Source organism: Pseudomonas sp. NPDC087804 (assembly GCF_044742965.1).
Lineage (GTDB): Bacteria > Pseudomonadota > Gammaproteobacteria > Pseudomonadales > Pseudomonadaceae > Aquipseudomonas > Aquipseudomonas rustica.
In genome coordinates, this window is the sequence record NZ_JBIUVN010000003.1 from 199,888 (window position 1) to 223,060 (window position 23,173).

At 60.9% G+C, this 23,173-nt stretch carries 26 protein-coding genes; 17 read left to right on the forward strand and 9 right to left on the reverse strand.

The genetic code is table 11. The annotated features are described in order from the left end of the window. Window positions 1–88: 88 nt before the first annotated feature. The 5 genes from ACIOMO_RS09620 to ACIOMO_RS09640 all read left to right on the forward strand — a co-directional run bounded on the left by ACIOMO_RS09620 (window position 89) and on the right by ACIOMO_RS09640 (window position 3,985). Window positions 89–661: a YqgE/AlgH family protein gene (locus ACIOMO_RS09620; RefSeq protein WP_053124707.1), complete on the forward strand. Its 573-nt coding sequence runs from the start codon at window positions 89–91 to the stop codon at window positions 659–661. After that, complete coding sequence (gene ruvX / locus ACIOMO_RS09625) at window positions 661–1,098, forward strand: Holliday junction resolvase RuvX (RefSeq protein WP_008077844.1); 438 nt, start codon at window positions 661–663, stop codon at window positions 1,096–1,098. Before ACIOMO_RS09620 ends, ruvX begins: the two co-directional genes overlap by 1 nt. An 80-nt stretch (window positions 1,099–1,178) precedes the next feature. Further along, complete coding sequence (gene pyrR / locus ACIOMO_RS09630; RefSeq protein ID WP_212545080.1) at window positions 1,179–1,685, forward strand: bifunctional pyr operon transcriptional regulator/uracil phosphoribosyltransferase PyrR; 507 nt, start codon at window positions 1,179–1,181, stop codon at window positions 1,683–1,685. Window positions 1,686–1,712: 27 nt separating this feature from the next. Continuing rightward, window positions 1,713–2,717, forward strand: coding sequence for an aspartate carbamoyltransferase catalytic subunit (locus ACIOMO_RS09635; protein ID WP_007913665.1), 1,005 nt, complete (start codon window positions 1,713–1,715; stop codon window positions 2,715–2,717). After that, the gene (locus tag ACIOMO_RS09640; RefSeq protein ID WP_401240219.1) at window positions 2,714–3,985 is read left to right on the forward strand and encodes a dihydroorotase; all 1,272 of its coding nucleotides are present in this window, start codon (window positions 2,714–2,716) and stop codon (window positions 3,983–3,985) included. Before ACIOMO_RS09635 ends, ACIOMO_RS09640 begins: the two co-directional genes overlap by 4 nt. Window positions 3,986–4,132: 147 nt before the next feature. Here the strand turns inward: ACIOMO_RS09640 and ACIOMO_RS09645 are convergent, their stop codons facing one another. After that, window positions 4,133–4,564, reverse strand: a complete 432-nt coding sequence (locus tag ACIOMO_RS09645) for a TM2 domain-containing protein (RefSeq protein ID WP_053124713.1) — start codon at window positions 4,562–4,564, stop codon at window positions 4,133–4,135. 250 nt (window positions 4,565–4,814) lie between these two features. On the opposite strand from ACIOMO_RS09645, the gene ACIOMO_RS09650 reads away from it, so the two are divergent. Next, window positions 4,815–5,438 carry a C40 family peptidase gene (locus tag ACIOMO_RS09650; protein WP_053124715.1) on the forward strand — a complete coding sequence of 208 codons (624 nt, stop codon included), beginning with the start codon at window positions 4,815–4,817 and terminating at the stop codon, window positions 5,436–5,438. 80 nt (window positions 5,439–5,518) lie between these two features. On the opposite strand, the gene rpoH is transcribed toward ACIOMO_RS09650, so the two are convergent. From rpoH to ftsY, 4 genes are all read right to left on the reverse strand, one after another. Continuing rightward, entirely contained in the window at window positions 5,519–6,373 is an 855-nt protein-coding gene (rpoH, locus tag ACIOMO_RS09655; protein WP_042561557.1) for an RNA polymerase sigma factor RpoH, read from the reverse strand. A gap of 115 nt (window positions 6,374–6,488) precedes the next feature. Further along, window positions 6,489–7,514 (reverse strand): permease-like cell division protein FtsX, encoded by a 1,026-nt coding sequence (gene ftsX, locus ACIOMO_RS09660; protein ID WP_401240223.1) that lies wholly within the window; start codon window positions 7,512–7,514, stop codon window positions 6,489–6,491. Continuing rightward, window positions 7,511–8,182: a cell division ATP-binding protein FtsE gene (ftsE, locus tag ACIOMO_RS09665; RefSeq protein ID WP_003229148.1), complete on the reverse strand. Its 672-nt coding sequence runs from the start codon at window positions 8,180–8,182 to the stop codon at window positions 7,511–7,513. Before ftsE ends, ftsX begins: the two co-directional genes overlap by 4 nt. Next, complete coding sequence (gene ftsY, locus ACIOMO_RS09670) at window positions 8,179–9,696, reverse strand: signal recognition particle-docking protein FtsY (RefSeq protein WP_401240225.1); 1,518 nt, start codon at window positions 9,694–9,696, stop codon at window positions 8,179–8,181. The genes ftsE and ftsY overlap by 4 nt, the downstream gene beginning before the upstream one ends. Here ftsY and ACIOMO_RS09675 point away from each other — a divergent pair. From ACIOMO_RS09675 to ACIOMO_RS09700, 6 genes are all read left to right on the forward strand, one after another. After that, on the forward strand, window positions 9,695–9,889 hold the full coding sequence (locus ACIOMO_RS09675; RefSeq protein WP_053124721.1) for a hypothetical protein: 195 nt from the start codon (window positions 9,695–9,697) through the stop codon (window positions 9,887–9,889). The genes ftsY and ACIOMO_RS09675 overlap by 2 nt on opposite strands. Before the next feature lie 152 nt (window positions 9,890–10,041). Then, on the forward strand, window positions 10,042–11,397 hold the full coding sequence (locus ACIOMO_RS09680; RefSeq protein ID WP_401240228.1) for a M16 family metallopeptidase: 1,356 nt from the start codon (window positions 10,042–10,044) through the stop codon (window positions 11,395–11,397). Beyond that, the gene (locus ACIOMO_RS09685) at window positions 11,390–12,880 is read left to right on the forward strand and encodes a M16 family metallopeptidase (RefSeq protein WP_401240231.1); all 1,491 of its coding nucleotides are present in this window, start codon (window positions 11,390–11,392) and stop codon (window positions 12,878–12,880) included. Before ACIOMO_RS09680 ends, ACIOMO_RS09685 begins: the two co-directional genes overlap by 8 nt. Continuing rightward, on the forward strand, window positions 12,880–13,494 hold the full coding sequence (gene rsmD, locus ACIOMO_RS09690; RefSeq protein ID WP_007913608.1) for a 16S rRNA (guanine(966)-N(2))-methyltransferase RsmD: 615 nt from the start codon (window positions 12,880–12,882) through the stop codon (window positions 13,492–13,494). Before ACIOMO_RS09685 ends, rsmD begins: the two co-directional genes overlap by 1 nt. A gap of 62 nt (window positions 13,495–13,556) precedes the next feature. After that, complete coding sequence (locus ACIOMO_RS09695) at window positions 13,557–14,552, forward strand: hydrolase (RefSeq protein ID WP_401240234.1); 996 nt, start codon at window positions 13,557–13,559, stop codon at window positions 14,550–14,552. Beyond that, on the forward strand, window positions 14,549–15,379 hold the full coding sequence (locus ACIOMO_RS09700; protein WP_401240291.1) for an AraC family ligand binding domain-containing protein: 831 nt from the start codon (window positions 14,549–14,551) through the stop codon (window positions 15,377–15,379). Before ACIOMO_RS09695 ends, ACIOMO_RS09700 begins: the two co-directional genes overlap by 4 nt. Before the next feature lie 78 nt (window positions 15,380–15,457). On the opposite strand, the gene ACIOMO_RS09705 is transcribed toward ACIOMO_RS09700, so the two are convergent. Together ACIOMO_RS09705 and ACIOMO_RS09710 are read right to left on the reverse strand one after the other, a co-directional pair. Then, on the reverse strand, window positions 15,458–16,312 hold the full coding sequence (locus tag ACIOMO_RS09705) for a sulfurtransferase (RefSeq protein WP_401240236.1): 855 nt from the start codon (window positions 16,310–16,312) through the stop codon (window positions 15,458–15,460). Between the two features lie 31 nt (window positions 16,313–16,343). Next, the gene (locus tag ACIOMO_RS09710; protein WP_053124733.1) at window positions 16,344–17,015 is read right to left on the reverse strand and encodes a TetR/AcrR family transcriptional regulator; all 672 of its coding nucleotides are present in this window, start codon (window positions 17,013–17,015) and stop codon (window positions 16,344–16,346) included. Window positions 17,016–17,143: 128 nt separating this feature from the next. Between ACIOMO_RS09710 and ACIOMO_RS09715 the strand changes: the two genes are divergently transcribed. The 5 genes from ACIOMO_RS09715 to ACIOMO_RS09735 all read left to right on the forward strand — a co-directional run bounded on the left by ACIOMO_RS09715 (window position 17,144) and on the right by ACIOMO_RS09735 (window position 21,877). Then, complete coding sequence (locus ACIOMO_RS09715; RefSeq protein WP_305728908.1) at window positions 17,144–18,592, forward strand: coniferyl aldehyde dehydrogenase; 1,449 nt, start codon at window positions 17,144–17,146, stop codon at window positions 18,590–18,592. 29 nt (window positions 18,593–18,621) lie between these two features. After that, on the forward strand, window positions 18,622–19,167 hold the full coding sequence (locus ACIOMO_RS09720) for a hypothetical protein (RefSeq protein ID WP_053124736.1): 546 nt from the start codon (window positions 18,622–18,624) through the stop codon (window positions 19,165–19,167). Window positions 19,168–19,288: 121 nt separating this feature from the next. Further along, window positions 19,289–20,884 carry a GMC family oxidoreductase N-terminal domain-containing protein gene (locus ACIOMO_RS09725; RefSeq protein ID WP_053124738.1) on the forward strand — a complete coding sequence of 532 codons (1,596 nt, stop codon included), beginning with the start codon at window positions 19,289–19,291 and terminating at the stop codon, window positions 20,882–20,884. A 115-nt stretch (window positions 20,885–20,999) separates the two neighbouring features. Then, window positions 21,000–21,479, forward strand: coding sequence for a pantetheine-phosphate adenylyltransferase (gene coaD, locus ACIOMO_RS09730; protein ID WP_003176711.1), 480 nt, complete (start codon window positions 21,000–21,002; stop codon window positions 21,477–21,479). Window positions 21,480–21,625: 146 nt separating this feature from the next. Beyond that, window positions 21,626–21,877 (forward strand): YfhL family 4Fe-4S dicluster ferredoxin, encoded by a 252-nt coding sequence (locus tag ACIOMO_RS09735; protein WP_038358877.1) that lies wholly within the window; start codon window positions 21,626–21,628, stop codon window positions 21,875–21,877. Window positions 21,878–21,971: 94 nt separating this feature from the next. Here the strand turns inward: ACIOMO_RS09735 and ACIOMO_RS09740 are convergent, their stop codons facing one another. Next, a complete protein-coding gene (locus tag ACIOMO_RS09740) occupies window positions 21,972–22,295 on the reverse strand; it encodes a hypothetical protein (RefSeq protein WP_053124741.1) in 324 nt (107 codons plus the stop codon). 56 nt (window positions 22,296–22,351) lie between these two features. Next, window positions 22,352–23,164: a bifunctional DNA-formamidopyrimidine glycosylase/DNA-(apurinic or apyrimidinic site) lyase gene (gene mutM / locus ACIOMO_RS09745; RefSeq protein WP_053124742.1), complete on the reverse strand. Its 813-nt coding sequence runs from the start codon at window positions 23,162–23,164 to the stop codon at window positions 22,352–22,354. Between the last annotated feature and the right edge of the window lie 9 nt (window positions 23,165–23,173).

Sequence of the window (23,173 nt, forward strand, 5' to 3'; positions counted from 1 at the left end):
TGTGCTCCCCTGTAGGAGCTGCCGAAGGCTGCGATCTTTTGGCGGCTTCAGCTTGTCAGTTTGCCCCCCGAACGCCACACTAGCGCACATGAAAAACGTCAGCCCCAGCTACCTCAAGCATCACTTCCTGATCGCCATGCCTCACATGGCCGACCCGAACTTTGCCCATACCTTGACCTACATCGTCGAGCACACGGCCAATGGCGCGATGGGGATTGTGGTCAATCGACCGCAAGAGCTGAATCTGGCCGACATTCTCGAGCAACTGCGCCCGGACATCGACCCGCCAGCACTGTGCCAGCACGTGCCGATCTTCATCGGCGGGCCGGTACAGACTGATCGCGGTTTTGTCCTGCATCCGGCGGGCAAAACCTTCCAGGCCACCGCACAGCTGGACGGCGACCTGTCGCTGTCGACCTCGCAAGACGTGCTGTTCGCCATCGCAGACGGCGTCGGCCCGGCGAAAAGCCTGATCGCCCTCGGCTATGCGGGTTGGGAAGCCGGGCAACTGGAAGCGGAAATGGCCGACAACGCCTGGCTGACCTGCCCGTACGACGCCGACATCCTCTTCAACACCAGCAGCGAACTGCGTCTCGAAGCGGCGGCCAAGCACCTGGGGATCAACCTCAGCCTGCTGACCAGCCAGGCAGGTCACGCCTGATGGCGCTGCGTCTGATTCTCGGCTTCGACTACGGCACCAAACAGATCGGCGTTGCCGTCGGTCAGGTAATCACTGGCCAGGCCCGCGAGCTGTGCACCTTGAAGGCACAGAACGGCGTTCCCGACTGGAACCAAGTCGAAGCGCTTATAAAAGAATGGAAACCTGACGCCGTGGTCGTCGGCCTGCCGCTGAACATGGACGGCACGCCGAGCGAAATGTGCCTGCGCGCGGAGAAATTCGCCCGCCGCCTCAACGGCCGCTTCAATGTGCCCTTCTATACCCACGACGAACGCCTGACCACCTTCGAGGCCAAAGGCGAGCGACTGGTACGCGGTGGCCAAAAAGGCAGTTACCGCGACAACCCGGTGGACGCCATCGCTGCCGCGCTGCTGTTGCAGGGCTGGCTCGATGAAAACACTGCATTGTTTGAATCCTGACAAGCGCTTCGGCGCTTTTCTTTTGAGTGAAAAACCGAGTCGTGTCCAAGGATCCGACTCGCCCCCAACAAGGAGCAACCATGAGCCTGCCAAATCCCGCCGATCTGATCAGTCAGATGGCGACCCGCCTCAAGGCGCACCTTGCCCAGCGTGACATCACTGAACCGCGCTACATCGGCATCCGCACCGGCGGCATCTGGGTCGCGCAGGCCTTGCTCAAGGAATTGGGCAGCGACGCGCCACTGGGCACGCTCGACGTGTCCTTCTACCGCGACGACTTCAGCCAGAACGGCCTGCACCCACAAGTGCGCCCGTCCGCCCTGCCCTTTGAGATCGAAGGCCAGCATCTGGTGCTGATCGACGACGTACTGATGAGCGGCCGCACCATCCGCGCCGCCCTCAATGAATTGTTCGACTACGGCCGCCCGGCCAGCGTGACCCTGGTCTGCCTGCTGGATCTGGACGCTGGTGAGCTGCCGATCCGCCCGAACGTGGTCGGCGCGACACTGTCGCTGGCCGCTCACGAACGGGTGAAGCTGTCCGGCCCCGAGCCGCTGACGCTCGAACTGCAAGACATGTCCCTTTAATCCGCCCTATTGAGAGTCCCCATCGCGATGACGCCTCTAGATACCAAGCGCCCGCTGCAGCTCAATGATCAGGGCCAGCTGCGCCACTTCCTCTCGCTCGACGGCCTGCGCCGCGAGTTGCTGACGGAAATCCTCGACACTGCCGACTCGTTCCTCGAAGTCGGTGCCCGGGCGGTAAAGAAAGTCCCGTTGCTGCGCGGCAAGACCGTGTGCAACGTGTTCTTCGAAAACTCCACGCGAACCCGCACCACCTTCGAACTGGCGGCCCAGCGGCTGTCGGCGGACGTGATCACCCTGAACGTGTCGACTTCCTCGGCAAGCAAGGGTGAAACGCTACTCGACACCCTGCGCAACCTCGAAGCCATGGCCGCCGACATGTTCGTCGTGCGCCACGGTGATTCCGGCGCTGCGCACTTCATCGCCGAACACGTTTGCCCGCAAGTGGCGATCATCAACGGCGGCGACGGCCGTCACGCGCACCCGACGCAGGGCATGCTCGACATGCTCACCATTCGTCGGCACAAGGGCGGCTTTGAAAACCTCTCGGTGGCCATCGTCGGCGACATCCTGCACTCGCGGGTCGCACGCTCGAACATGCTCGCCCTGAAAACTCTCGGTTGCCCGGACATCCGCGTGATCGCGCCGAAAACCCTGTTGCCAATCGGCATCGAGCAATACGGGGTGAAGGTCTACACCGACATGACCGAAGGCCTGAAAGACGTCGACGTGGTGATCATGTTGCGCCTGCAGCGTGAACGCATGACCGGCGGCCTGCTGCCGAGCGAAGGCGAGTTCTACCGTTTGTTCGGCCTGACCACCGCGCGTCTGGCCGGGGCCAAACCCGATTGCATCGTCATGCACCCGGGGCCGATCAACCGTGGCGTGGAAATCGAGTCCGCAGTGGCCGACGGCCCGCACTCGGTGATCCTCAATCAGGTCACCTACGGCATCGCAATTCGTATGGCTGTGCTGTCCATGGCCATGAGCGGACAAACCGCGCAGCGTCAATTCGAGCAGGAGAACGCCCAGTGAAGCTCAGCATTCTCGGCGCACGCGTCATCGATCCAAGCAGCGGCCTGGATCAAATCACCGACATCCACGTTGAAGCCTGCAAGATCGTCGCCCTCGGCGCCGCTCCAGCGGGTTTCACGGCAGTAGAAACCATCGACGCCCAAGGCCTCGTCGCCGCTCCGGGGTTGGTCGATCTAAACGTGGCCCTGCGCGAGCCGGGTTACAGCCGCAAAGGCTCGATCATCAGCGAAACCCGCGCCGCCGCTGCCGGTGGCGTAACCAGCCTGTGCTGCCCGCCGAAAACCAAACCGGTGCTCGACACCTCCGCCGTGGCCGAGCTGATCCTCGACCGCGCCCGCGAGGCCGGCAACACCAAGGTGTTCCCGATTGGCGCGCTGAGCAAAGGTCTGGACGGCGAGCAACTGGCTGAACTGGTGGCACTGCGCGACGCCGGTTGTGTGGCGTTCGGCAACGGTCTGGAGAGCTTCCGCAATACGCGCACGCTGTGCCGGGCGCTGGAATATGCGGCGACGTTTGATCTGACGGTGATTTTCAACTCGCAGGATCATGATCTGGCCGAAGGTGGTTTGGCTCACGAAGGCGCGGTGGCCAGCTTCCTCGGCCTGCCGGGGATTCCGGAAACCGCTGAAACGGTGGCATTGGCTCGGGATCTGCTGCTGGTCGAGCAATCCGGCGTGCGTGCGCACTTCAGCCAGTTGACCAGCGCGCGCGGCGTTGCCCTGATTGCTCAGGCCCAGGCCCGTGGTTTGAAGGTGACGGCGGATGTCGCGCTGTATCAACTGATTCTGACCGACGAAGCGTTGATCGACTTCAGCAGCCTCTATCACGTGCAACCGCCGCTGCGTACCCGCGCTGACCGCGACGGTCTGCGAGAGGCAGTGAAGTCCGGGGTGATCTCGGCGATTTCCAGCCATCACCAGCCACACGAACGTGACGCCAAACTGGCACCGTTCGGCGCGACCGAGCCGGGCATCAGCAGCGTTGAGTTGTTGCTGCCATTGGCGATGACGCTGGTGGAGGACGGTTTGCTCGATCTGCCGACCTTGCTCACGCGTCTGAGTGCTGGCCCGGCTGAGGCGTTGCGTTTGCCGGCGGGCAAGCTGGCGGTGGGTGGGGCGGCGGATATCGTGCTGTTCGACCCGCAGGCTTCGACGGTGGCCGGTGAGAACTGGCTGTCGAAGGGCGAGAACTGCCCGTTCCTGGGGCACAGCCTGCCGGGTGTGGTTCGCTATACGCTGGTGGATGGGCGGATTAGCCACCAGGCTTGATGCTGAGGGATATTGTGGCGAGGGGATTTATCCCCGTTCAGCTGCTAAGCAGTCGCGAAGCCATTGCACGCGGTGGATCATATCCACCGCGTTCTCAGATTCAGGGCCGCTTCGCAGCCCAACGGGGATAAATCCCCTCGCCACAGGTTACTGGAAAGCGCCGCGATTCTGTGCGTTGCGCACCGAGACCTGATCATTCAGCGTCCAGAAGTCATACAGCACGCCAATAAAGAACAACCCGCCCGTGAGCAGATACACCAGCCCGCTGATCCATTTCCCCTGATACATACGGTGTACGCCGAATACCCCGAGGAACGTCAGCAGAATCCACGCGACGTTGTATTCGATCGGCCCCGCGGTAAAACGCAGATCGGCCTCACGATCCATCGCCGGGATCAGGAACAGGTCGATCAGCCAGCCGATGCCGAGCAAACCGAAGGTGAAAAACCAGATCGTCCCGGTCACCGGTTTGCCGTAATAGAAGCGGTGAGCGCCGGTGAAGCCAAGAATCCACAGCAGATAACCGATCACCTTGCTGTGCGTGTCCTGCGGTTGAGCAACCTGCTGATAGCGGTTCATGAATGACCTCATTTGCCTCGATAGATAAATATTTTCTGCATCTTTGTGACTTTTTTGTGTCGAGCCGACAAGTGGCTCTTCACTGTTACACATTGCGCAAAGCCTTGTGGGGCTTGGGTTCTGTCCGACAATTGAGTCAATTTGCCGCTTGTTGAGCGAAATTGACCACCGGGTTGAATCGACCAACGGCCTCGGAAGGGACAAAAAAGCTGTTATAAAGTTGCGCGCTACCACTTAAGAGCCACGCCTAATGCGACCATTTTTCAAGACATGGCTAACCATCTGCCTATTAATGCCACTGGCCGCCCACGCCACCAATCGTGAGCAACGTCTTCCTAACGTTAACGGCTTTACCCCTAAATCCCATGCTTCGGCTCCTTCGAGCAAAAGCAGCAAAAGCAAAACCACCACGCTGAGCAGCAAGAACCACAGCAAGCTGGTGCCACCGATGGCGAGCAAGGAGAGCAGCAACGTGCTCAGCCGCGCTGTAAACGTCCTCGGTACACCTTATCGTTGGGGCGGCAGCAGCCCAAGTAAAGGCTTCGATTGCAGTGGTCTGGTGAAATACGCGTTTAACGACGCCACATTCGACCTGCCACGCACTTCCAACGCCATGGCCAGCGGTCATGGGGTGAAGGTCGAGCGCAATGATCTCAAGCCCGGCGACCTGATCTTTTTCAACATCAAGAGCCGACGAGTCAACCACGTTGCCATCTACCTGGGCAATGATCGCTTTATCCATGCGCCGCGTCGTGGCAAGTCGGTGAGCATCGATACGCTGAACAAGCCGTATTGGGAAAAGCATTACGTCGTCGCCAAGCGCGTATTGCCTAATGAACCGGCCAGCAAGCAATTGCGCGTCGTTCAGCGCTGATCTGATTCAGCTTTAAACGCGACATACAAAAACGCCCCGATCATTGCTGATCGGGGCGTTTTTTATTGCCTGTTCGCCGGTTACGCAGCGATCGACAACTTGAGCTTGTTCATCGCGCTCTTCTCGAGCTGACGGATACGCTCAGCCGACACGTTGTACTTCTGCGCCAGGTCGTGCAGCGTGGCTTTCTCTTCTGCCAGCCAGCGCTGATAGAGGATGTCACGGCTGCGTTCGTCCAGCACTTCGAGTGCTTCGTGCAGGTTGTTGTTGGAGTTGTCGCTCCAGTCGGCATCTTCCAGTTGACGCGCCGGGTCGTACCGGTGATCTTCCAGATAGTTGGCCGGCGACTGGAAAGCGCTGTCGTCGTCGGCTTCAGCAGCCGGGTCGAAGGCCATGTCATGGCCGGTCAGGCGACTTTCCATCTCGCGCACTTCACGCGGTTCCACACCGAGGCTTTCCGCCACACGGTGGACTTCCTCGTTGTTCAGCCACGCCAGACGTTTCTTCTGGCTGCGCAGGTTGAAGAACAGCTTGCGCTGGGCCTTGGTGGTCGCGACTTTCACAATGCGCCAGTTGCGCAGGATGAACTCGTGAATTTCCGCCTTGATCCAGTGCACGGCGAACGACACCAGACGCACACCCATTTCCGGGTTGAAGCGCTTGACCGCCTTCATCAGGCCGACGTTACCTTCCTGGATCAGGTCAGCCTGAGCCAGACCGTAGCCGGAATAGCTACGGGCAATGTGTACGACAAAACGCAGGTGGGCGAGCACCATCTGCCGAGCCGCCCCCAAATCCTGCTCATAGTAGAGACTCTCGGCCAGTTCACGCTCCTGCTCCGGCGTCAGCAATGGAATGCTGTTGACGGTGTGCACGTAAGCTTCCAGGTTCGCACCCGGAACCAACGCATACGCAGGTTGCAAAGAATTGGTCATACGAAAAAACCTCCGACTTACATACTCGTGCTTCTCAGCACTGCGAAAAATTGACCGGGAATTCAAACGAGAGTTCCCATAAAAACCGCGAGGTCAATCACGCGCAAAAAAGATTCTACTTCGGCGCCAGCTCCCTGAGATGACGTGCGACTGCAATCCATGCACCGATATAACCCAACAGCACCGCGCCAAGCAAGAGCGACAGACCGTCGGCAACTGGCACGCCGGCCAGTGCGAAATCACTGCCGTACAACCCGGCCAGCCCAACCACCGCATCGTTCAGCCAGTTCAGGCCGAACGCCAATACACCCCAGGACAACAGCCCCGCACCGAAGCCATACAACGCGCCCATATAGAGGAAGGGACGTCGCACATAACTGTCAGTGCCGCCGACGAGTTTAATCACTTCTATCTCTGTGCGGCGGTTTTCAATATGAAGACGAATGGTATTGCCTATCACCAAAAGTAATGCAGAAACCAACAGCACCGTCAGACCGAAGACAAAACGATCGCCAAGCTTGAGGATGGCGGCCAGACGCTCGACCCAGACTAGATCAAGTTGCGCCAGTTGTACCTTGGGCAGCTCGGAAAGTTTTTGTCTTAATGCTTCCAGCGTCGGCTTGTCGACTTCGTTCGGCGTCACCAGTACCACGCCCGGCAACGGGTTCTCAGGCAACTCGCGCAGGGCTTCGCCCAGTCCGGACTGTTGCTGGAATTCTTCCAGCGCCTGATCACGGCCGACATATTCCGCATCAGCAACGCCGGGCATGCCTTTGATCTGCTCGCGCAACGACTCGCCCTGCTCCGGGCTCGCGTCGAGTTGCAGATACAACGAGATCTGCGCCGCACGCTGCCACGAACCACCGAGACGCTCGACGTTGTTCAGCAGCAACGACAAGCCCATTGGCAGGCTCAAGGCCACGGCCATCACCATGCAGGTGAAGAAGCTGCCAATCGGCTGCTTGCCGAGACGACGCAGGCTGTCGAGCAGGCTGGCGCGATGGCTTTCGATCCACGCGCGGAACAGCGTGGCGAAGTCCGGGCCATCGTCATCGTCGTGCTTTTTCTTCTTTTGCGGCTGCGGATCGGCGGCTTTCGGCGCCACGCGCTCGGAAACCTTGGGGCTGCGTGTCGCACTCATACCCCGGCCTCCCCGTCGCCGATCAATCGGCCACGTTGCAGGGTCAGCATGCGGTGCCGCATGCGCGCGATCAATGCCAGGTCGTGACTGGCGATCAGCACGCTGGTGCCCAGCCGGTTGATGTCTTCGAACACGCCCATGATCTCGGCCGCGAGACGCGGGTCGAGGTTACCGGTCGGTTCGTCCGCCAGCAGCAAGGCCGGGCGGTGCACGATGGCGCGGGCGATGCCGACGCGCTGTTGCTGACCGGTCGACAGATCGCCCGGGTACAGATCGGTTTTATCCGACAGCGCCACACGCTCCAGCGCCGAATCGACACGCTTGGCGATTTCGGCCTTGGACAGCCCGAGAATCTGCAGCGGCAACGCGACGTTGTTGAACACCGTGCGATCAAACAGCAATTGGTGATTCTGGAACACCACGCCGATCTGCCGGCGCAGGAACGGAATCTGCGCGTTGCTGATGGTGCTCAAGTCTTGCCCGGCGAGCAGCAATTTGCCGCTGGTCGGACGTTCCATCGCCAGCAACAGGCGCAACAACGTGGATTTACCGGCACCGGAGTGGCCGGTGACAAACAAGAACTCGCCACGACGGACTCGAAAGCTCAGCTCATGCAAGCCGACGTGACCGTTCGGGTAGCGTTTACCGACCTGTTCGAAACGAATCATGAACGCTCCCGCTCGGCAAAGAGTGCCTGGACAAAGGGTTCTGCTTCAAAAGTACGCAAGTCGTCGATGCCTTCACCGACGCCGATGTAGCGGATCGGCAGGCCGAACTGCTTGGCCAGGGCGAAAATCACCCCGCCCTTGGCAGTACCGTCGAGCTTGGTCAACACCAGACCGGTCAGTTCGACGGTCTGGTTGAATTGTTTGGCCTGGTTGATGGCGTTCTGGCCAGTACCGGCGTCGAGCACCAGCAGCACTTCGTGCGGCGCATCGGCGTCGAGCTTGCCGATCACTCGACGAACCTTTTTCAGCTCTTCCATCAGGTTGTCTTTGGTGTGCAGACGACCGGCGGTATCAGCGATCAACACGTCGATGCCACGGGCCTTGGCGGCTTGCACGGCGTCGAAGATCACCGAGGCGGAGTCGGCGCCGGTGTGCTGAGCGATGACCGGAATCTTGTTGCGCTCGCCCCAGACCTGCAATTGCTCAACGGCAGCGGCGCGGAAGGTGTCACCGGCGGCGAGCATGACTTTCTTGCCTTCCAGTTGCAGCTTCTTCGCCAGTTTGCCGATAGTGGTGGTTTTGCCGGCGCCGTTGACGCCGACCACCAAAATCACGAATGGCTTGTTCTGCGAGGCGATTTTCAGCGGTTGTTCAACCGGTTTGAGCATCGCGGCCAGTTCGGCCTGCAGGGATTTGTACAGCGCGTCGGCGTCGGCCAGTTCTTTACGAGCGACCTTCTGGGTCAGGCGCTGGATGATCTGCGTGGTGGCTTCGACACCAACGTCGGCGGTGAGCAGACGGGTTTCGAGATCATCGAGCAGATCGTCGTCAATGGTTTTGCGGCCGAGGAACAGGCTGGCCATGCCCTCGCCGATGCTGGCGCTGGTTTTCGACAGGCCTTGCTTGAGGCGGGCGAAGAAACCGGCTTTGGTTTCTTCGGTACGCGGGGCTTCGACGGGGGCTTCAGCGACCACTTCAACTGGCGCAACTGGCGCAACTGGCTCAACGAATACCGGTGCAGGTAAAGGTGCAGGCTGTTGAACAACCGGCGCAACTGGCTCAACGAATACCGGGGCAACCGGCTCAGCAACCACCGGCACAGGCTCGACAATCGGCTCAACCACAGGCGCGGGAGCTACTTCCGGCTCAAACGCGACTGGCGCAGGAATCACCGGCGTAATGTGCGGCGCAGCCTCTTCAACCAACGCCACCGGCTCTTCCGCCACCGGCAAGGTCAGCCACGGTTCGGCCGCCGGGGTCAGCGGCAATTCCGCCGCCACTGGCACTTCCGGCTCGGGTTCCGGCTCAACCGGTTGCAACACCGGTTCGGCAATCGGCAGAACGATCGGTGCCGGCTCTTCTTCTATTACCGGCGCCGGCGCGGGAGCCGGCTCAGGAATCGCGGGCGGCTGTTCGACGACGGGTTCCTGCGGTTTCTTACGCAGCCATCCGAACAGGCTTTTCTTCTCGCCAGCCGCAGCTGGGGTCTTCTTGTCGTCGTTGGAACCAAACATGGAGGACGGCTATCTCACGGTAGCGACGCGCCATAAGGGCGCCCCGGCAAATAAATATTCGATGCAGAACAGACTGTGTTTCATCCAGCTTGTTCACGCGCAACATTTTGTCGAGGCGCCAGAGGCACCTCAAAGGTCGATTAATACGAAGGACTGGAACGGCATCTTCGGCGAAAACGCAGAGTTTAGCTGACAAACTCAAAGCTTCTGCCGGGAACCCATACAACCTATCTACCGATCAGTGGCTTGATAGGCGTGGCCGCCAGTAAAACGGATCAGTATCCTAGCACCCTCTCGCCCGCCGACGCTAAGACCAAGCGGGCAGCCCAACAGGTTAAAAAACGAATGAATGCTCTAGCCCGCCGCGCCGCAGGCCTGCTGCTCAGCACAGTCTGCCTGCCCTTTTCGGCCCTGGCGGCCGACCCGCAACCGACCCACGAATTCACCCTCGACAACGGCCTCAAGGTCGTCGTGCGCGAAGATCATCGCGCGCCAGTGGTGGTCTCGCAGGTCTGGTACAAGGTCGGCTCCAGCTACGAAACCCCGGGCCAGACCGGTCTGTCTCACGCGCTCGAACACATGATGTTCAAGGGCAGCGAGAAAGTCGGCCCCGGCGAAGCGTCGCTGATCCTTCGCGACCTCGGCGCCGAAGAGAACGCTTTCACCAGCGACGACTTCACCGCTTATTACCAGGTGCTGGCCCGCGACCGTCTGGGCGTAGCCTTTGAGCTGGAAGCCGACCGCATGGCCAACCTGCGCCTGCCGGCCGATGAGTTCGCCAAGGAAATCGAAGTCATCAAGGAAGAGCGCCGCTTGCGCACTGATGACAAGCCGATGTCCAAAGCCTACGAGCGCTACAAGGCCATGGCCTACCCGGCCAGCGGCTACCACACGCCGACCATCGGCTGGATGGCTGACCTCGACCGCATGAAGGTCGAAGAGCTGCGCCACTGGTACCAATCCTGGTACGTGCCGAACAACGCCACGTTGGTGGTAGTCGGCGACGTCACCCCGGACGAAGTGAAAACCCTCGCCCAACGCTATTTCGGCCCGATCGCCAAACGCGACGTGCCACCGGCGAAAAAACCACTGGAACTGGCCGAGCCAGGTGAACGCCAGATCACCCTGCACGTACAGACACAACTGCCTAGCCTGATGCTCGGTTTCAACGTGCCAAGCATCGCCACCGCTGAAGACAAGCGTTCGGTCAACGCCCTGCGCCTGATTTCGGCGTTGCTCGACGGCGGCTACAGCGGTCGCATCCCGACACAACTGGAACGCGGCGAAGAGCTGGTCTCCGGCGGTTCGTCGAACTACGACGCCTACACCCGTGGCGACAGCCTGTTCACCCTCTCGGCAACGCCGAACACGCAGAAGAAAAAGACTATGGCGCAAGCCGAGGCCGGTCTGTGGAAACTGCTGGAACAGCTGAAAACCACCGCACCGTCCGCCGAAGAGCTGGAGCGCGTGCGTGCCCAAGTGATCGCCGGTCTGGTCTTCGAACGTGATTCGATCACCAGCCAGGCCACTGCGATTGGTCAACTGGAAACCGTCGGTCTGTCGTGGAAACTGATGGACACCGAACTTGCCGATCTGGAAAGCGTGACCCCACAAGACATCCAGAACGCCGCCAAGCTGTATTTCACCCGCGAACGTCTCAGCGTCGCCCACGTCCTGCCACTGGAGACGACTCATGAGTGAGCGCAAAACCCCACGTTTGATGCTGCTCGGCCTGATCGCCGTGGCGGTGATCGGCTCTGCTGCTTTCTATCTGTCGCCAAGCGCTGACAGCAAGGCCAGCGAAGCCCTCGACAACGCCAAAACCAGCCAGAAGCTGCAATCGCTGGCCGAACTCGACGGCAAAGCCCCGGCCAGCCGCAAACTCGACGTGCAGACCTGGAACACCGCCGAAGGCGCCAAGGTGCTGTTCGTCGAAGCCCACGAGCTGCCAATGTTCGACATGCGCCTGATCTTCGCCGCCGGCAGCAGCCAGGACGGCAGCGCCTCGGGCCTGGCAGTGCTGACCAACGCGATGCTCAACGAAGGTGTGGCTGGCAAAGACGTCGGCGCCATCGCTCAAGGCTTTGAAGGTCTCGGTGCGGATTTCGGCAACGGTGCTTTCAAAGACATGGCGCTGGCCTCGCTGCGCAGCCTGAGTGCCGCCGACAAGCGCGAACCGGCCTTGAAGCTGTTCTCGGAAGTGGTCGGCAAACCGACCTTCCCGGCTGACTCCTTTGCCCGCATCAAAAACCAGATGCTCGCCGGTTTCGAATACCAGAAGCAGAACCCCGGCAAACTCGCCAGCCTCGAGCTGATGAAGCGTCTGTACGGCGATCACCCGTACGCGCACTCGAGCGACGGCAATCCGCAAAGCGTGCCGAAGATCACCCTCGCGCAATTGCGTGAGTTCCACGCCAAAGCCTACGCGGCTGGCAACGTGGTGATTGCATTGGTCGGCGATTTGTCTCGCGCGGAAGCCGAGGCGATTGCCAATCAGGTTTCCTCAGCCCTGCCGAAAGGCCCGGCGCTGGCGAAGATCGCGCAGCCGCAGGAACCGAAAGCCAGCGTTAATCACATCGAGTTCCCGTCGAAGCAGACCAACCTGTCGCTCGCGCAATTGGGCATCGACCGTGACGATCCGGATTACGCGGCGCTGTCGATGGGCAACCAGATCCTCGGCGGCGGCGGTTTCGGTACACGTCTGATGAGCGAAGTGCGCGAGAAGCGTGGCCTGACTTACGGCGTGTATTCGGGTTTCAGCCCGATGCAGGCGCGCGGCCCGTTCATGATCAACCTGCAGACCCGCGCGGAAATGAGTGAAGGCACCCTGAAACTGGTGCAAGACGTGCTCGCCGACTACCTGAAAACCGGGCCGACGCAGAAAGAACTCGACGACGCCAAACGCGAACTGGCCGGCAGTTTCCCGCTGTCCACCGCGAGCAATGCCGATATCGTCGGCCAACTCGGCGCGATGGGCTTCTATAATCTGCCGTTAAGCTATCTGGACGATTTCATGCGTCAGTCGCAAAGCCTGACCGTGGAACAAGTCCGCGACGCCCTGAACAAACACCTGAGCACGGACAAAATGGTCATCGTCACCGCTGGCCCGACCGTGCCGCAAAAGCCGTTACCGGCCCCATCTGATAAACCTGCCGAGCAACCGCTCGGGGTTCCGGAGCATTAATGGCAACTCGTTCCCCTAAAAAGCCTGCGCACAACGTTCACAACGGTGTGAACCAGTTGCGCATCATTGGCGGTCAATGGCGCAGCCGCAAGCTGAGCTTCCCCGATGCGCCGGGCCTGCGCCCGACGCCGGATCGCGTGCGTGAAACCCTGTTCAACTGGCTCGCGCCGTACGTTGAAGGGGCCAAGGTACTCGACCCGTTCGCCGGCAGCGGCGCGCTGTTTCTCGAAGCGCTGTCCCGTGGCGCGGCGATGGGCCAGGCGCTGGACGCGAGCAACATCGCGGTCTCGAGCCTGAAAGAACACCTCGGCACCCTGCGCTGCACCAACGGCCAGGTGCAGACGGCGGACGCGCTGCGTTATCTGGAAACCCAGACCGCCAGTGCATACGACCTGGTGTTCCTCGACCCGCCGTTCAACCAGAACCTGCTGCCTGCCGTGTGCACCTTGCTCGAAGAACGTCAGTGGCTGGCGCCCGACTCGTGGATCTACACTGAAAGTGAAACGGCGCCATCGACGCTGGGCCTGCCGGGCAACTGGCGCCTGCACCGCGAACAGAAATCCGGCCGGGTTTACTACGCGCTGTGGCAACGTACGGCAGAGATCGCCGGTTAATCGACCGGTCTGAATAAGCGGCGCCCTTCCCACAGGGTCGCCGCGCTGCATCGAGAACCATCGTGTCCGCCTCTTCAGAACGCTTCACCCCCGCCCTCGGCCTCGGCAATCCGCACCTGCAAACCTTGTGGGGGCCGCTGTGGCGCAAAACCGTGCATATCCAGCGTGAGCGCGAGCGCTTGTGGCTTGAGGATGGCGACTTTCTTGACCTCGACTGGCATGGCCCGCACACGGCCGATGCGCCATTGGTGCTGGTGCTGCATGGCCTGACCGGTTCTTCCAATTCGCCTTACGTCGCCGGCGTGCAAAAAGCCTTGGCCGATCAGGGCTGGGCCAGCGTTGCGCTGAACTGGCGCGGTTGTTCGGGCGAACCGAATCTGCTGCCACGCAGCTACCATTCCGGCGCCAGCGAAGACCTCGCCGAAACCATCAAACACCTGCGCGCGAAACGCCCGTTGGCGCCGTTGTACGCCGTCGGCTATTCGCTGGGCGGCAACGTGTTGCTCAAACATCTCGGCGAAACCGGCAGCGCCAGTGGCGTGGTCGGTGCGGTGGCGGTATCGGTGCCGTTCCGCCTCGATCAATGCGCCGACCGTATCGGCCAGGGATTTTCCAAGGTGTATCAGGCGCACTTCATGCGCGAGATGGTCGCATACATAAAGAACAAGCAACGGCAGTTTCAGCATGACGGGCGCGAGGATGGGCTGGCAGCTTTGGCAGCGCTCGGTTCGCTGGAGAACATGCGCACGTTCTGGGATTTCGATGGCCGGGTGACCGCACCGCTGCACGGCTTTACCGATGCCGAGGATTATTACCGTCGAGCGTCGAGCCGTTATTTCCTCGGCGAGATCCGCACACCGACGTTGATCATTCAGGCAGCGGACGATCCATTTGTGTTTCCGCACAGTCTGCCTTCGGAAAGCGAGCTGTCGGCCTCGACCGCTTTTGAATTGCAGGCGCGCGGCGGGCACGTTGGATTCGTCGAGGGCTCAGTGCGCCAGCCGGGCTACTACCTCGAACGCCGCATCCCGCAATGGCTGGCCAGCGTGCCCGTATGAGCGATCAGGGCGAGTCGATCCGATTCTGGCAAACCGCGCCACTGGCCGGAGTCGAGTTGTTGTCGGCGCGCTATATCGAGCAACGCTTCGCCCCGCATGTACACGACGGTTTTGTGATCGGCATGATCATGGCCGGCGCTCAGCGCTACCGCTATCGCGGCGCTGAACACCTGGCGGGCAGCGGCACATTGGTGCTGATCAATCCGGACGAATTGCACACCGGCCACAAAGGCACCGAGGACGGCTGGCTGTACCGGGCGTTTTATCCGGATACCGGCAAGATTGTTTCGCTGCTGGATGAGCTGGAGTTGTCGACCACCAGTCTGCCGGCTTTCGGCGCCACGCTGTATCGCGACCCGGATCTGGTCAACGGTTTCTGCCAGTTGCACCGTTTGCTGGAAAGCCCCGCGACCGCGCTGCAACAGCAAACGGTGTGGCGCGAGCTGATGTTGCTGCTGTTACAGCGTCACGCGGCCGTGCGCGAGGTTGCCGATCCCGGCAAAGAACACCGCGCGGTGCTGTTGGCCAAGGACGTGATGCACGCACAACTGGCGGCGCCGCCATCGCTGGAAGAACTGGCGGCGGCGGTCAATCTGTCGCCCTTCCATTTCGCCCGAGTGTTTCGCCGCGCGACCGGCATGCCGCCGCACACCTGGCTGATGCAGCAACGCATCGCCCAGGCCCGGGCACTGTTGCAGAGTGGTTGCTTGCCGCTGGAAGTCGCGACGCAGTTGGGCTTTGCCGATCAGAGCCATTTGAGCCGACAGTTCAAGCAGGCCTATGGCGTCGGGCCCGCGGCGTATCGCAGTGCCCGACTGAAAAGCTAAAAGATCGCAGCCTGCGGCAGCTCCTACAGGGAAATGCATTCCAATGTAGGAGCTGCCGAAGGCTGCGATCCTTTGATCTTATTCGCCGGTGGCGATGCCGCGCGCTGGCTCGTTGATCCACTCACTCCACGACCCGGCATACAACGAACCCAACGGATAACCTGCCAGACACAACGCAAACAAGTTGTGACACGCCGTCACCCCGGAGCCGCAATACGCGACCAGATCCGACGGCGAACGATCACCCAGCTTCGCGGCAAAACGCTGCTGCAACTGATCCGCCGGCAAAAACCGCCCGTCGCTGCCCAGGTTATCGGTGAACGCCGCACACTGCGCCCCCGGAATATGCCCGCCCACCGGATCAATCGGCTCAACCTCACCCTTGAATCGCGGCAAGGCCCGAGCATCGATCAAGGTCAACGCTGGTTGGCCGAGACGCTTTTGCAATTTCTCAGCACTGATCAACAAACCCATGTCCGGCTGACCACTGAAATCCCCACGAATGACCTCCGGCGCATCCAGACTCAACGGCAAACCCGCCGCATGCCACGCCTTCAGCCCGCCATCAAGAATAAACACGCCATCACGCTTGCCCAGCCACGCCAGCAACCACCATGCCCGCGCCGCATAAGCACCAGGGCCGTCGTCATACAAAACCACGTCACTGTCGTTGTTGATGCCCCACGCTTGCAGACGCTCGATCAACGCCGCCGGCTCGGGCAGCGGATGACGTCCGGTCACGCCTTTCACCACTTTGCCGCTGAGATCGCGCTCAAGATCGGCGAAGCGTGAGCCGGCAATGTGTCCTTCGGCGTAGCTGCGCTGCCCGTAATCCGGGTCTTCGAGGGCAAAACGACAATCGAGAATCACCAGCCCCGGCTGTTCCTTGCGGGCATCCAAGGCTTGCGGGCTGAGCAACTGCGCAATCGGCATAACGAGCTCCTGTGGAGTTTCAACGGAATGTTTACTTTACGTCTTCGAGGGCCTGGGCGAGCGGTACATAAAACTCGTCGAACAGTGCATTTACCGCATCCCGCGACTCATCAGTGACGAACCCGGCTTCCAGCACCAAGACCTGATACACGCCGCGTTTAACGGCTTGCTCGCTGAGGTGGTTGGAATTCTCGCGGGTGGTGCACAGAAAGCGCACCCACGAGGTCAGGATGATCCAGGCGTTGAGGGTCAGCGATTCGATCTGCACGCGATCCATCTTGAGGATCCCGGCGGCGACAAAGCCTTCGTAGATCGCCGCGCCCTGAATCACGCAGCGCTGGGAAAAGCGCCGGTAACGCGCGGCCAGTTCCGGGTCGCTGTCGAGCAAATGTTCAAGGTCGCGGTGCAGAAAGCGGTAACCCCACATCGCCGAGAGCAGCTCCTTGAGATAGAAACGCTTGTCCTCGACGGTCGCGGCACGCCCCTGCGGCGGGCGCAGAAAGCTGTCCACCAAGGCTTCGTACTCGCTGAACAGCACCGAGATAATCGCCTGCTTGTTGGGGAAGTGGTAGTACAGGTTGCCCGGAGAAATCTCCATATGGGCGGCAATGTGGTTGGTGCTGATGCTGCGCTCGCCCTGCTGATTGAACAGCTCGAGGCTGTTCTGCACGATGCGCTCGCTGGTTTTTATTCGTGGGGCCATGGCTTGAGCTTTAATTCAGAGTGCGGTGAGGGGCATCTTACGACCTATCCGGAAATGGATAAAACAAAGCTGCACACGGAAGTCATTTGACTTTATAGAGCATAGACTCTAAAAAGTTCATCACTACAATAAATCCGGAGCCTACGATGACTGCCGATATTGCCTACCTGCAAACGCTGCAACAGCCCCTGGAAGAGCTCGACCGGTTATTCGAGGCGCAACGGGCCGCATACGCCGCCAACCCGATGCCGCCCGCCGCGCAGCGCCAGCAATGGCTGAAGTCGTTGCGCGACCTGCTGAGCAATGAACGTCAGGCTTTGATCGAGGCGATCAGCGCGGATTTCAGTCATCGCAGTGCCGACGAAACCCTGCTCGCGGAACTGATGCCAAGCCTGCACGGCATTCATTACGCAAGCAGCCATCTCAAGGGCTGGATGAAGGATTCGCGGCGCAAGGTCGGCGTGGCATTCCAGCCGGCTTCGGCGAAAGTCGTGTACCAGCCGTTGGGCGTAGTCGGCGTCATCGTGCCGTGGAATTACCCGTTGTATCTGGCCATCGGCCCGTTGGTCGGCGCGCTGGCAGCGGGCAACCGGGTGATGCTCAAACTCAGCGAATCGACCCCGGCCACCGGGCAGTTGATGAAGGAATTGTTCGCGCGCATCTTCCCCGAAGATCTGGTCTGCGTGGTGCTCGGCGAGGCCGACATCGGCGTGGCATTTTCCCGCCTGCGCTTCGATCATTTGCTGTTCACCGGCGCCACCAGCATCGGCAAACATGTCATGCGCGCAGCCGCGGAAAACCTGACGCCGGTCACGCTGGAACTGGGCGGCAAGTCGCCGGCCATCGTCTCCCGCGACGTGCCGCTGAAGGACGCCGCCGAGCGCATCGCCTTCGGCAAAACCCTCAATGCCGGGCAAACCTGCGTCGCACCGGACTACGTTTTAGTGCCGGAAGACCGCGTCGGCGGCTTCGTCGAAGCCTATCGCCAAGCGGTGCAGAGCTTCTATCCAACCCTCGCCGATAACCCGGATTACACGGCGATCATCAACGAACGCCAATTGGCCCGGCTCAACAGTTACGTCAGCGATGCGACCAGCAAAGGCGCGCTGTTGATTCCATTGTTCGAACAAGGTCAGGGCCGACGCATGCCGCACAGCGTGCTGCTGAATGTCAGCGACGACATGACCGTGATGCAGGACGAAATCTTTGGCCCGTTGCTGCCGATCGTGCCCTACCGCGATCTGGAGCAGGCATTCGCTTACATCAATCAGCGCCCACGACCTCTGGCTCTTTACTACTTTGGCTACGACAAACGCGAACAAACCCGCGTGCTGCACGAAACCCATTCGGGCGGCGTGTGCCTGAACGACACACTGCTGCACGTCGCCCAGGACGATATGCCGTTTGGCGGCATCGGACCTTCCGGCATGGGCCATTACCACGGCCATGAAGGCTTTCTGACCTTCAGCAAGGCCAAAGGCGTGTTGATTAAACAGCGCTTCAACGCGGCCAAACTGATCTACCCGCCGTACGGCAAATCGATTCAGAAACTGATCCAGAAGCTGTTTATTCGCTAATCACTTGTCACCGCCGGGTAATAAAAACAATGCACCCAAGCCTGACCGAAACACCTGCCCTGTCGCGCCGTGGCCTGCTGAAATTCAGCCTTGGCGCCACGGCCTTCCTCGCCACCGCTGGCCTTGGTGCCAGCCTCAGTGGCTGTTCCTCCAGCGTCGCGGCCAACGGCTTCATCAGCTTGCGCGACGGCGATCTGCTGTTTCTGCGCGCGCTGATTCCAGTGATGCTCGACGGCGCCGTGGCTACTGAAAAGATGCCGAGCGCGGTGGATGGCACGCTGAAGACGCTGGATTACAGCCTCGATCACCTGTCGCCGGAAATGCTCAAACTCACTCGCCAGCTGTTCGACGTGCTCGGCATGGCCGTGACGCGCGGGCCGCTCACCGGGATCTGGGGCAGTTGGGAAAATGCCAGCGCCGAGGCGATGCGCAACTTCCTCGATCGCTGGGAAAACAGTTCGTTGAGTTTGTTGAAAATGGGGCATAGCTCGTTGCAGCAAATGGTCACGATGGCCTGGTACACCCGCGCGGAATCGTGGGGGCATTGCGGCTATCCCGGGCCGCCTACCGTCTGAATTCAGCGTCGCGCCTTTCGCGAGCAAGCCCGCTCCCACAATTTGAAATGCATTCCCCTGTGGGAGCGGGCTTGCTCGCGAAGGGGCCCGCCACAACAACAAAAACAAGAGAGCTTGACCGATGCCCGTACCCGACCCCTTCCGCGAAGGCCTCGCCCGAGGCTGGAAAACCTACAACGGCGCGCAACTCACCGATAACCTGACCCTCGAAGCCGACGTCGCGATCATCGGCAGCGGCGCCGGTGGTGGCACCACGGCGGAAATCCTCAGCGCCGCCGGCTACAAAGTCCTGCTGATCGAAGAAGGCCCGCTGAAAACCAGTTCCGACTTCAAAATGCTCGAAGACCAGGCCTACAGCAGCCTCTATCAGGAAGGCATCGGCCGCATGAGCAAGGACGGCGCGATCACCATCCTGCAGGGCCGCGCAGTCGGCGGCACAACGTTGATCAACTGGACATCAAGCTTCCGCACCCCGGAACCCACCCTCGAACACTGGGCCACCGAGCACAACGTCAAAGGCCACAGCGTTGCCGAGATGGCGCCGTGGTTCGAGAAAATGGAGCAGCGCCTCGGCGTCGCCCCGTGGTTGGTGCCGCCCAACGCCAACAACGACGTGATCCGCAAAGGCTGCGAGCAACTCGGCTACAGCTGGCACGTGATTCCGCGCAACGTGCGCGGTTGCTGGAACCTCGGTTACTGCGGCATGGGCTGCCCGACCAACGCCAAACAATCGATGATGGTCACCACCATTCCGGCAACGTTGGAAAAGGGTGGCGAGCTGCTTTATCTGGCCCGCGCGGAAAAACTGCTGATCAGCGGCGACAAGGTCACCGGCCTGCAATGCGTGGCGATGGATGAGCGCTGCGTCGCGCCGACTGGGCGCACCATCACGGTCAAGGCGCGGCATTACGTGCTGGCCGGTGGCGGCATTAACAGCCCGGCGTTGCTGCTGCGCTCCGATGCGCCGGATCCGCACAAGAATGTCGGTAAGCGTACATTTCTGCATCCGGTGAACATGTCGGCCGCGCGTTTCGACGAGGTGGTCAATCCGTTTTACGGGGCGCCGCAATCGATCTACTCCGACCATTTCCAGTGGAAGGACGGCACCACCGGGCCGATGGCGTTCAAACTTGAAGTGCCGCCGCTGCACCCGGCACTGGCGGCGACGTTGCTCGGTGGTTTCGGCCAGGAGAACGCGCAGCACATGGCCGACCTGCCGCACACCCACGCCATGCTCGCCCTGCTGCGCGATGGTTTTCACCCGGACAGCAGCGGCGGCGCCGTAGAATTACGCGGTGACGGCACGCCGGTGCTCGACTATCAGGTTTCGCCCTACGCCTGGGAAGGTTTGCGCAAAGCGTTCCACGTCATGGCCGAGATCCAGTTTGCTGGCGGCGCAAAATCGGTGATGCCGATGCACGCCGACGCGCGTTACGTGAAAACCCTGGCCGAAGCCCGAACGCTGATCGATGGCCTGAGCCTTGAGCTGTACCGCACACGATTGGGCAGCGCCCACGTCATGGGCGGTTGCGCGATGGGCGAAGAGGCGAAATCGGCGGTCACTGACAGCCTTGGCCGCCATCATCAACTGAGCAACCTGTCGATCCACGACGGCTCGTTGTTCCCCACCAGCATTGGCGCCAACCCGCAGTTGTCGGTGTATGGCCTCACTGCGCAACTGGCGACCGCCCTCGCCGATCGATTGAAAAACCCATGAAAAAACCGATTATTCCCGTCGTCTATAGTGCTTTCTTACCCAACAGGCGACTTTCCCGACCGGGGCGGCTGCGATACCATCCGACTCCCCAACGGACTCCCGCCAGGACGACGCGATGAACCGAGTGTTGTACCCAGGTACCTTCGACCCTATTACCAAGGGCCATGGCGATCTGGTCGAACGCGCCTCGCGCCTGTTCGATCACGTGATCATTGCGGTCGCCGCCAGCCCGAAGAAAAACCCGCTGTTCCCGCTGGAACAACGGGTTGAACTGGCTCGCGAGGTCACCAAACACCTGCCGAACGTGGAAGTGGTCGGTTTCTCGACGCTGCTCGCGCATTTCGCCAAAGAGCAGAACGCCAACGTGTTCCTGCGTGGTTTGCGCGCGGTGTCGGACTTCGAATACGAATTCCAGCTGGCCAACATGAACCGCCAGTTGGCGCCGGATGTGGAGAGCCTGTTTCTCACGCCGTCCGAGCGTTATTCGTTCATTTCTTCGACGCTGGTGCGGGAAATTGCTGCGCTGGGCGGCGACATCACCAAGTTCGTCCACCCTGCCGTGGCCGACGCCCTGACCCTACGCTTTAAAAAGTAGGAGCTGCCGAAGGCTGCGATCTTTTGATCTTGATCGCAGCCACGCACAGCAGTTGATCGCAGCAACGTGCACTGCGCTCGCCAATGCGGCACAATTGCGCGCATTGATTTATAGCGCCCGGGCCTGCCGCCCCGGCTGGAGTTAGCATGTCCCTGATCATCACCGACGATTGCATCAACTGCGACGTCTGCGAACCCGAGTGCCCGAACGCCGCCATCTCCCAAGGCGAAGAGATCTACGTGATCGACCCGAACCTGTGCACCCAGTGCGTCGGCCACTACGACGAACCGCAGTGCCAACAGGTCTGCCCGGTGGATTGCATCCCGCTGGACGAAGCGCATCCGGAGACTGAAGAACAGTTGATGGAGAAATATCGCATCATCACCGGCAAGGCCTGAATCGCTAAAAAGATCGCAGCCTTCGGCAGCTCCTACACAGGATCGCGTTCCCCTGTAGGAGCTGCCGCAGGCTGCGATCTTTTGATCTTGCCCTTCACTCACGCTGCTCAAACCCCTCCCCCGTACACCCCAGACACCTTACAAACGCCGCCCGCGCCGGATCCACCACCAGCGCCTGTCCCGCATCGCCGATCCCGCCACCCAGCGCGGTAAACGGCAACGACACCACAAACGCACCCGCACCAATCACCGTGGCCACCACCAATAACGGTCGGGCAATCAGCAAGTCGCCGATCATGGCGTAGGCAGGCGGGTTTTGAATGGTGTAACGCGGATCACCGCTGCCGCTTTCCGTGGCCTGAACCGCCAGGCTGGAACACAGCAGCAACGTGACAAAGAGGACTTGCAGGGATTTCATGGCACGATCCTTCGGGCTGAACAGTGAGTCACCTCACTATAGACCCCAGGACTTTTTCAGCTCTGGCAGCGTGGGCAAAACACACTGGCGCGCTGGCCGAGCTTCACTTCGCGCAGGCCGGTGCCGCAGACCTTGCAGTGCTCACCACCCCGGCCATAAACAAACAGTTCCTGCTGGAAATACCCCGGCTGACCGTCGCCACCAATGAAATCGCGCAGCGTCGTGCCGCCACGTTCGATCGCAGCAGCGAGGATGCGTTTGATCTCGATCGCCAGTTTCAGATAGCGCCCACGGGAGATGCCCCCGGCCTCGCGGCGCGGATCGATACCGGCGGCGAACAGCGCTTCCGTCGCATAAATATTGCCGACCCCGACCACGATTGCGTTGTCCATGATGAACGGCTTGACCGCCATCGAACGCCCGCGCGACAGCTGAAACAAACGCTCGCCGTCGAACAGATCGGTCAACGGCTCCGGCCCGAGGCGAATCAGCAATTCATGGTTGAGCGGATCGGTGCTCCACAGCATCGCTCCGAACCGGCGCGGATCGGTGTAGCGCAGCGCCAGCCCCGACTCGAGTTCGATGTCGACGTGCTCATGCTTGAGCGCCGGCAGCCCGGCTTCGACCAGACGCAAATTGCCCGACATGCCCAAATGGCTGATCAACGTGCCGACTTCAGCGTTGATCAACAAATATTTGGCCCGCCGCTCGACCAACACGATGCGCTGGCCGGACAGGCGCACATCGAGGTCTTCGGGGATCGGCCAGCGCAACCGCCGGTCACGCACGATCACCCGGCTGACACGCTGGCCTTCCAGATGCGGGGCAATCCCGCGACGGGTGGTTTCGACTTCCGGCAGTTCAGGCATGGTGTCCTC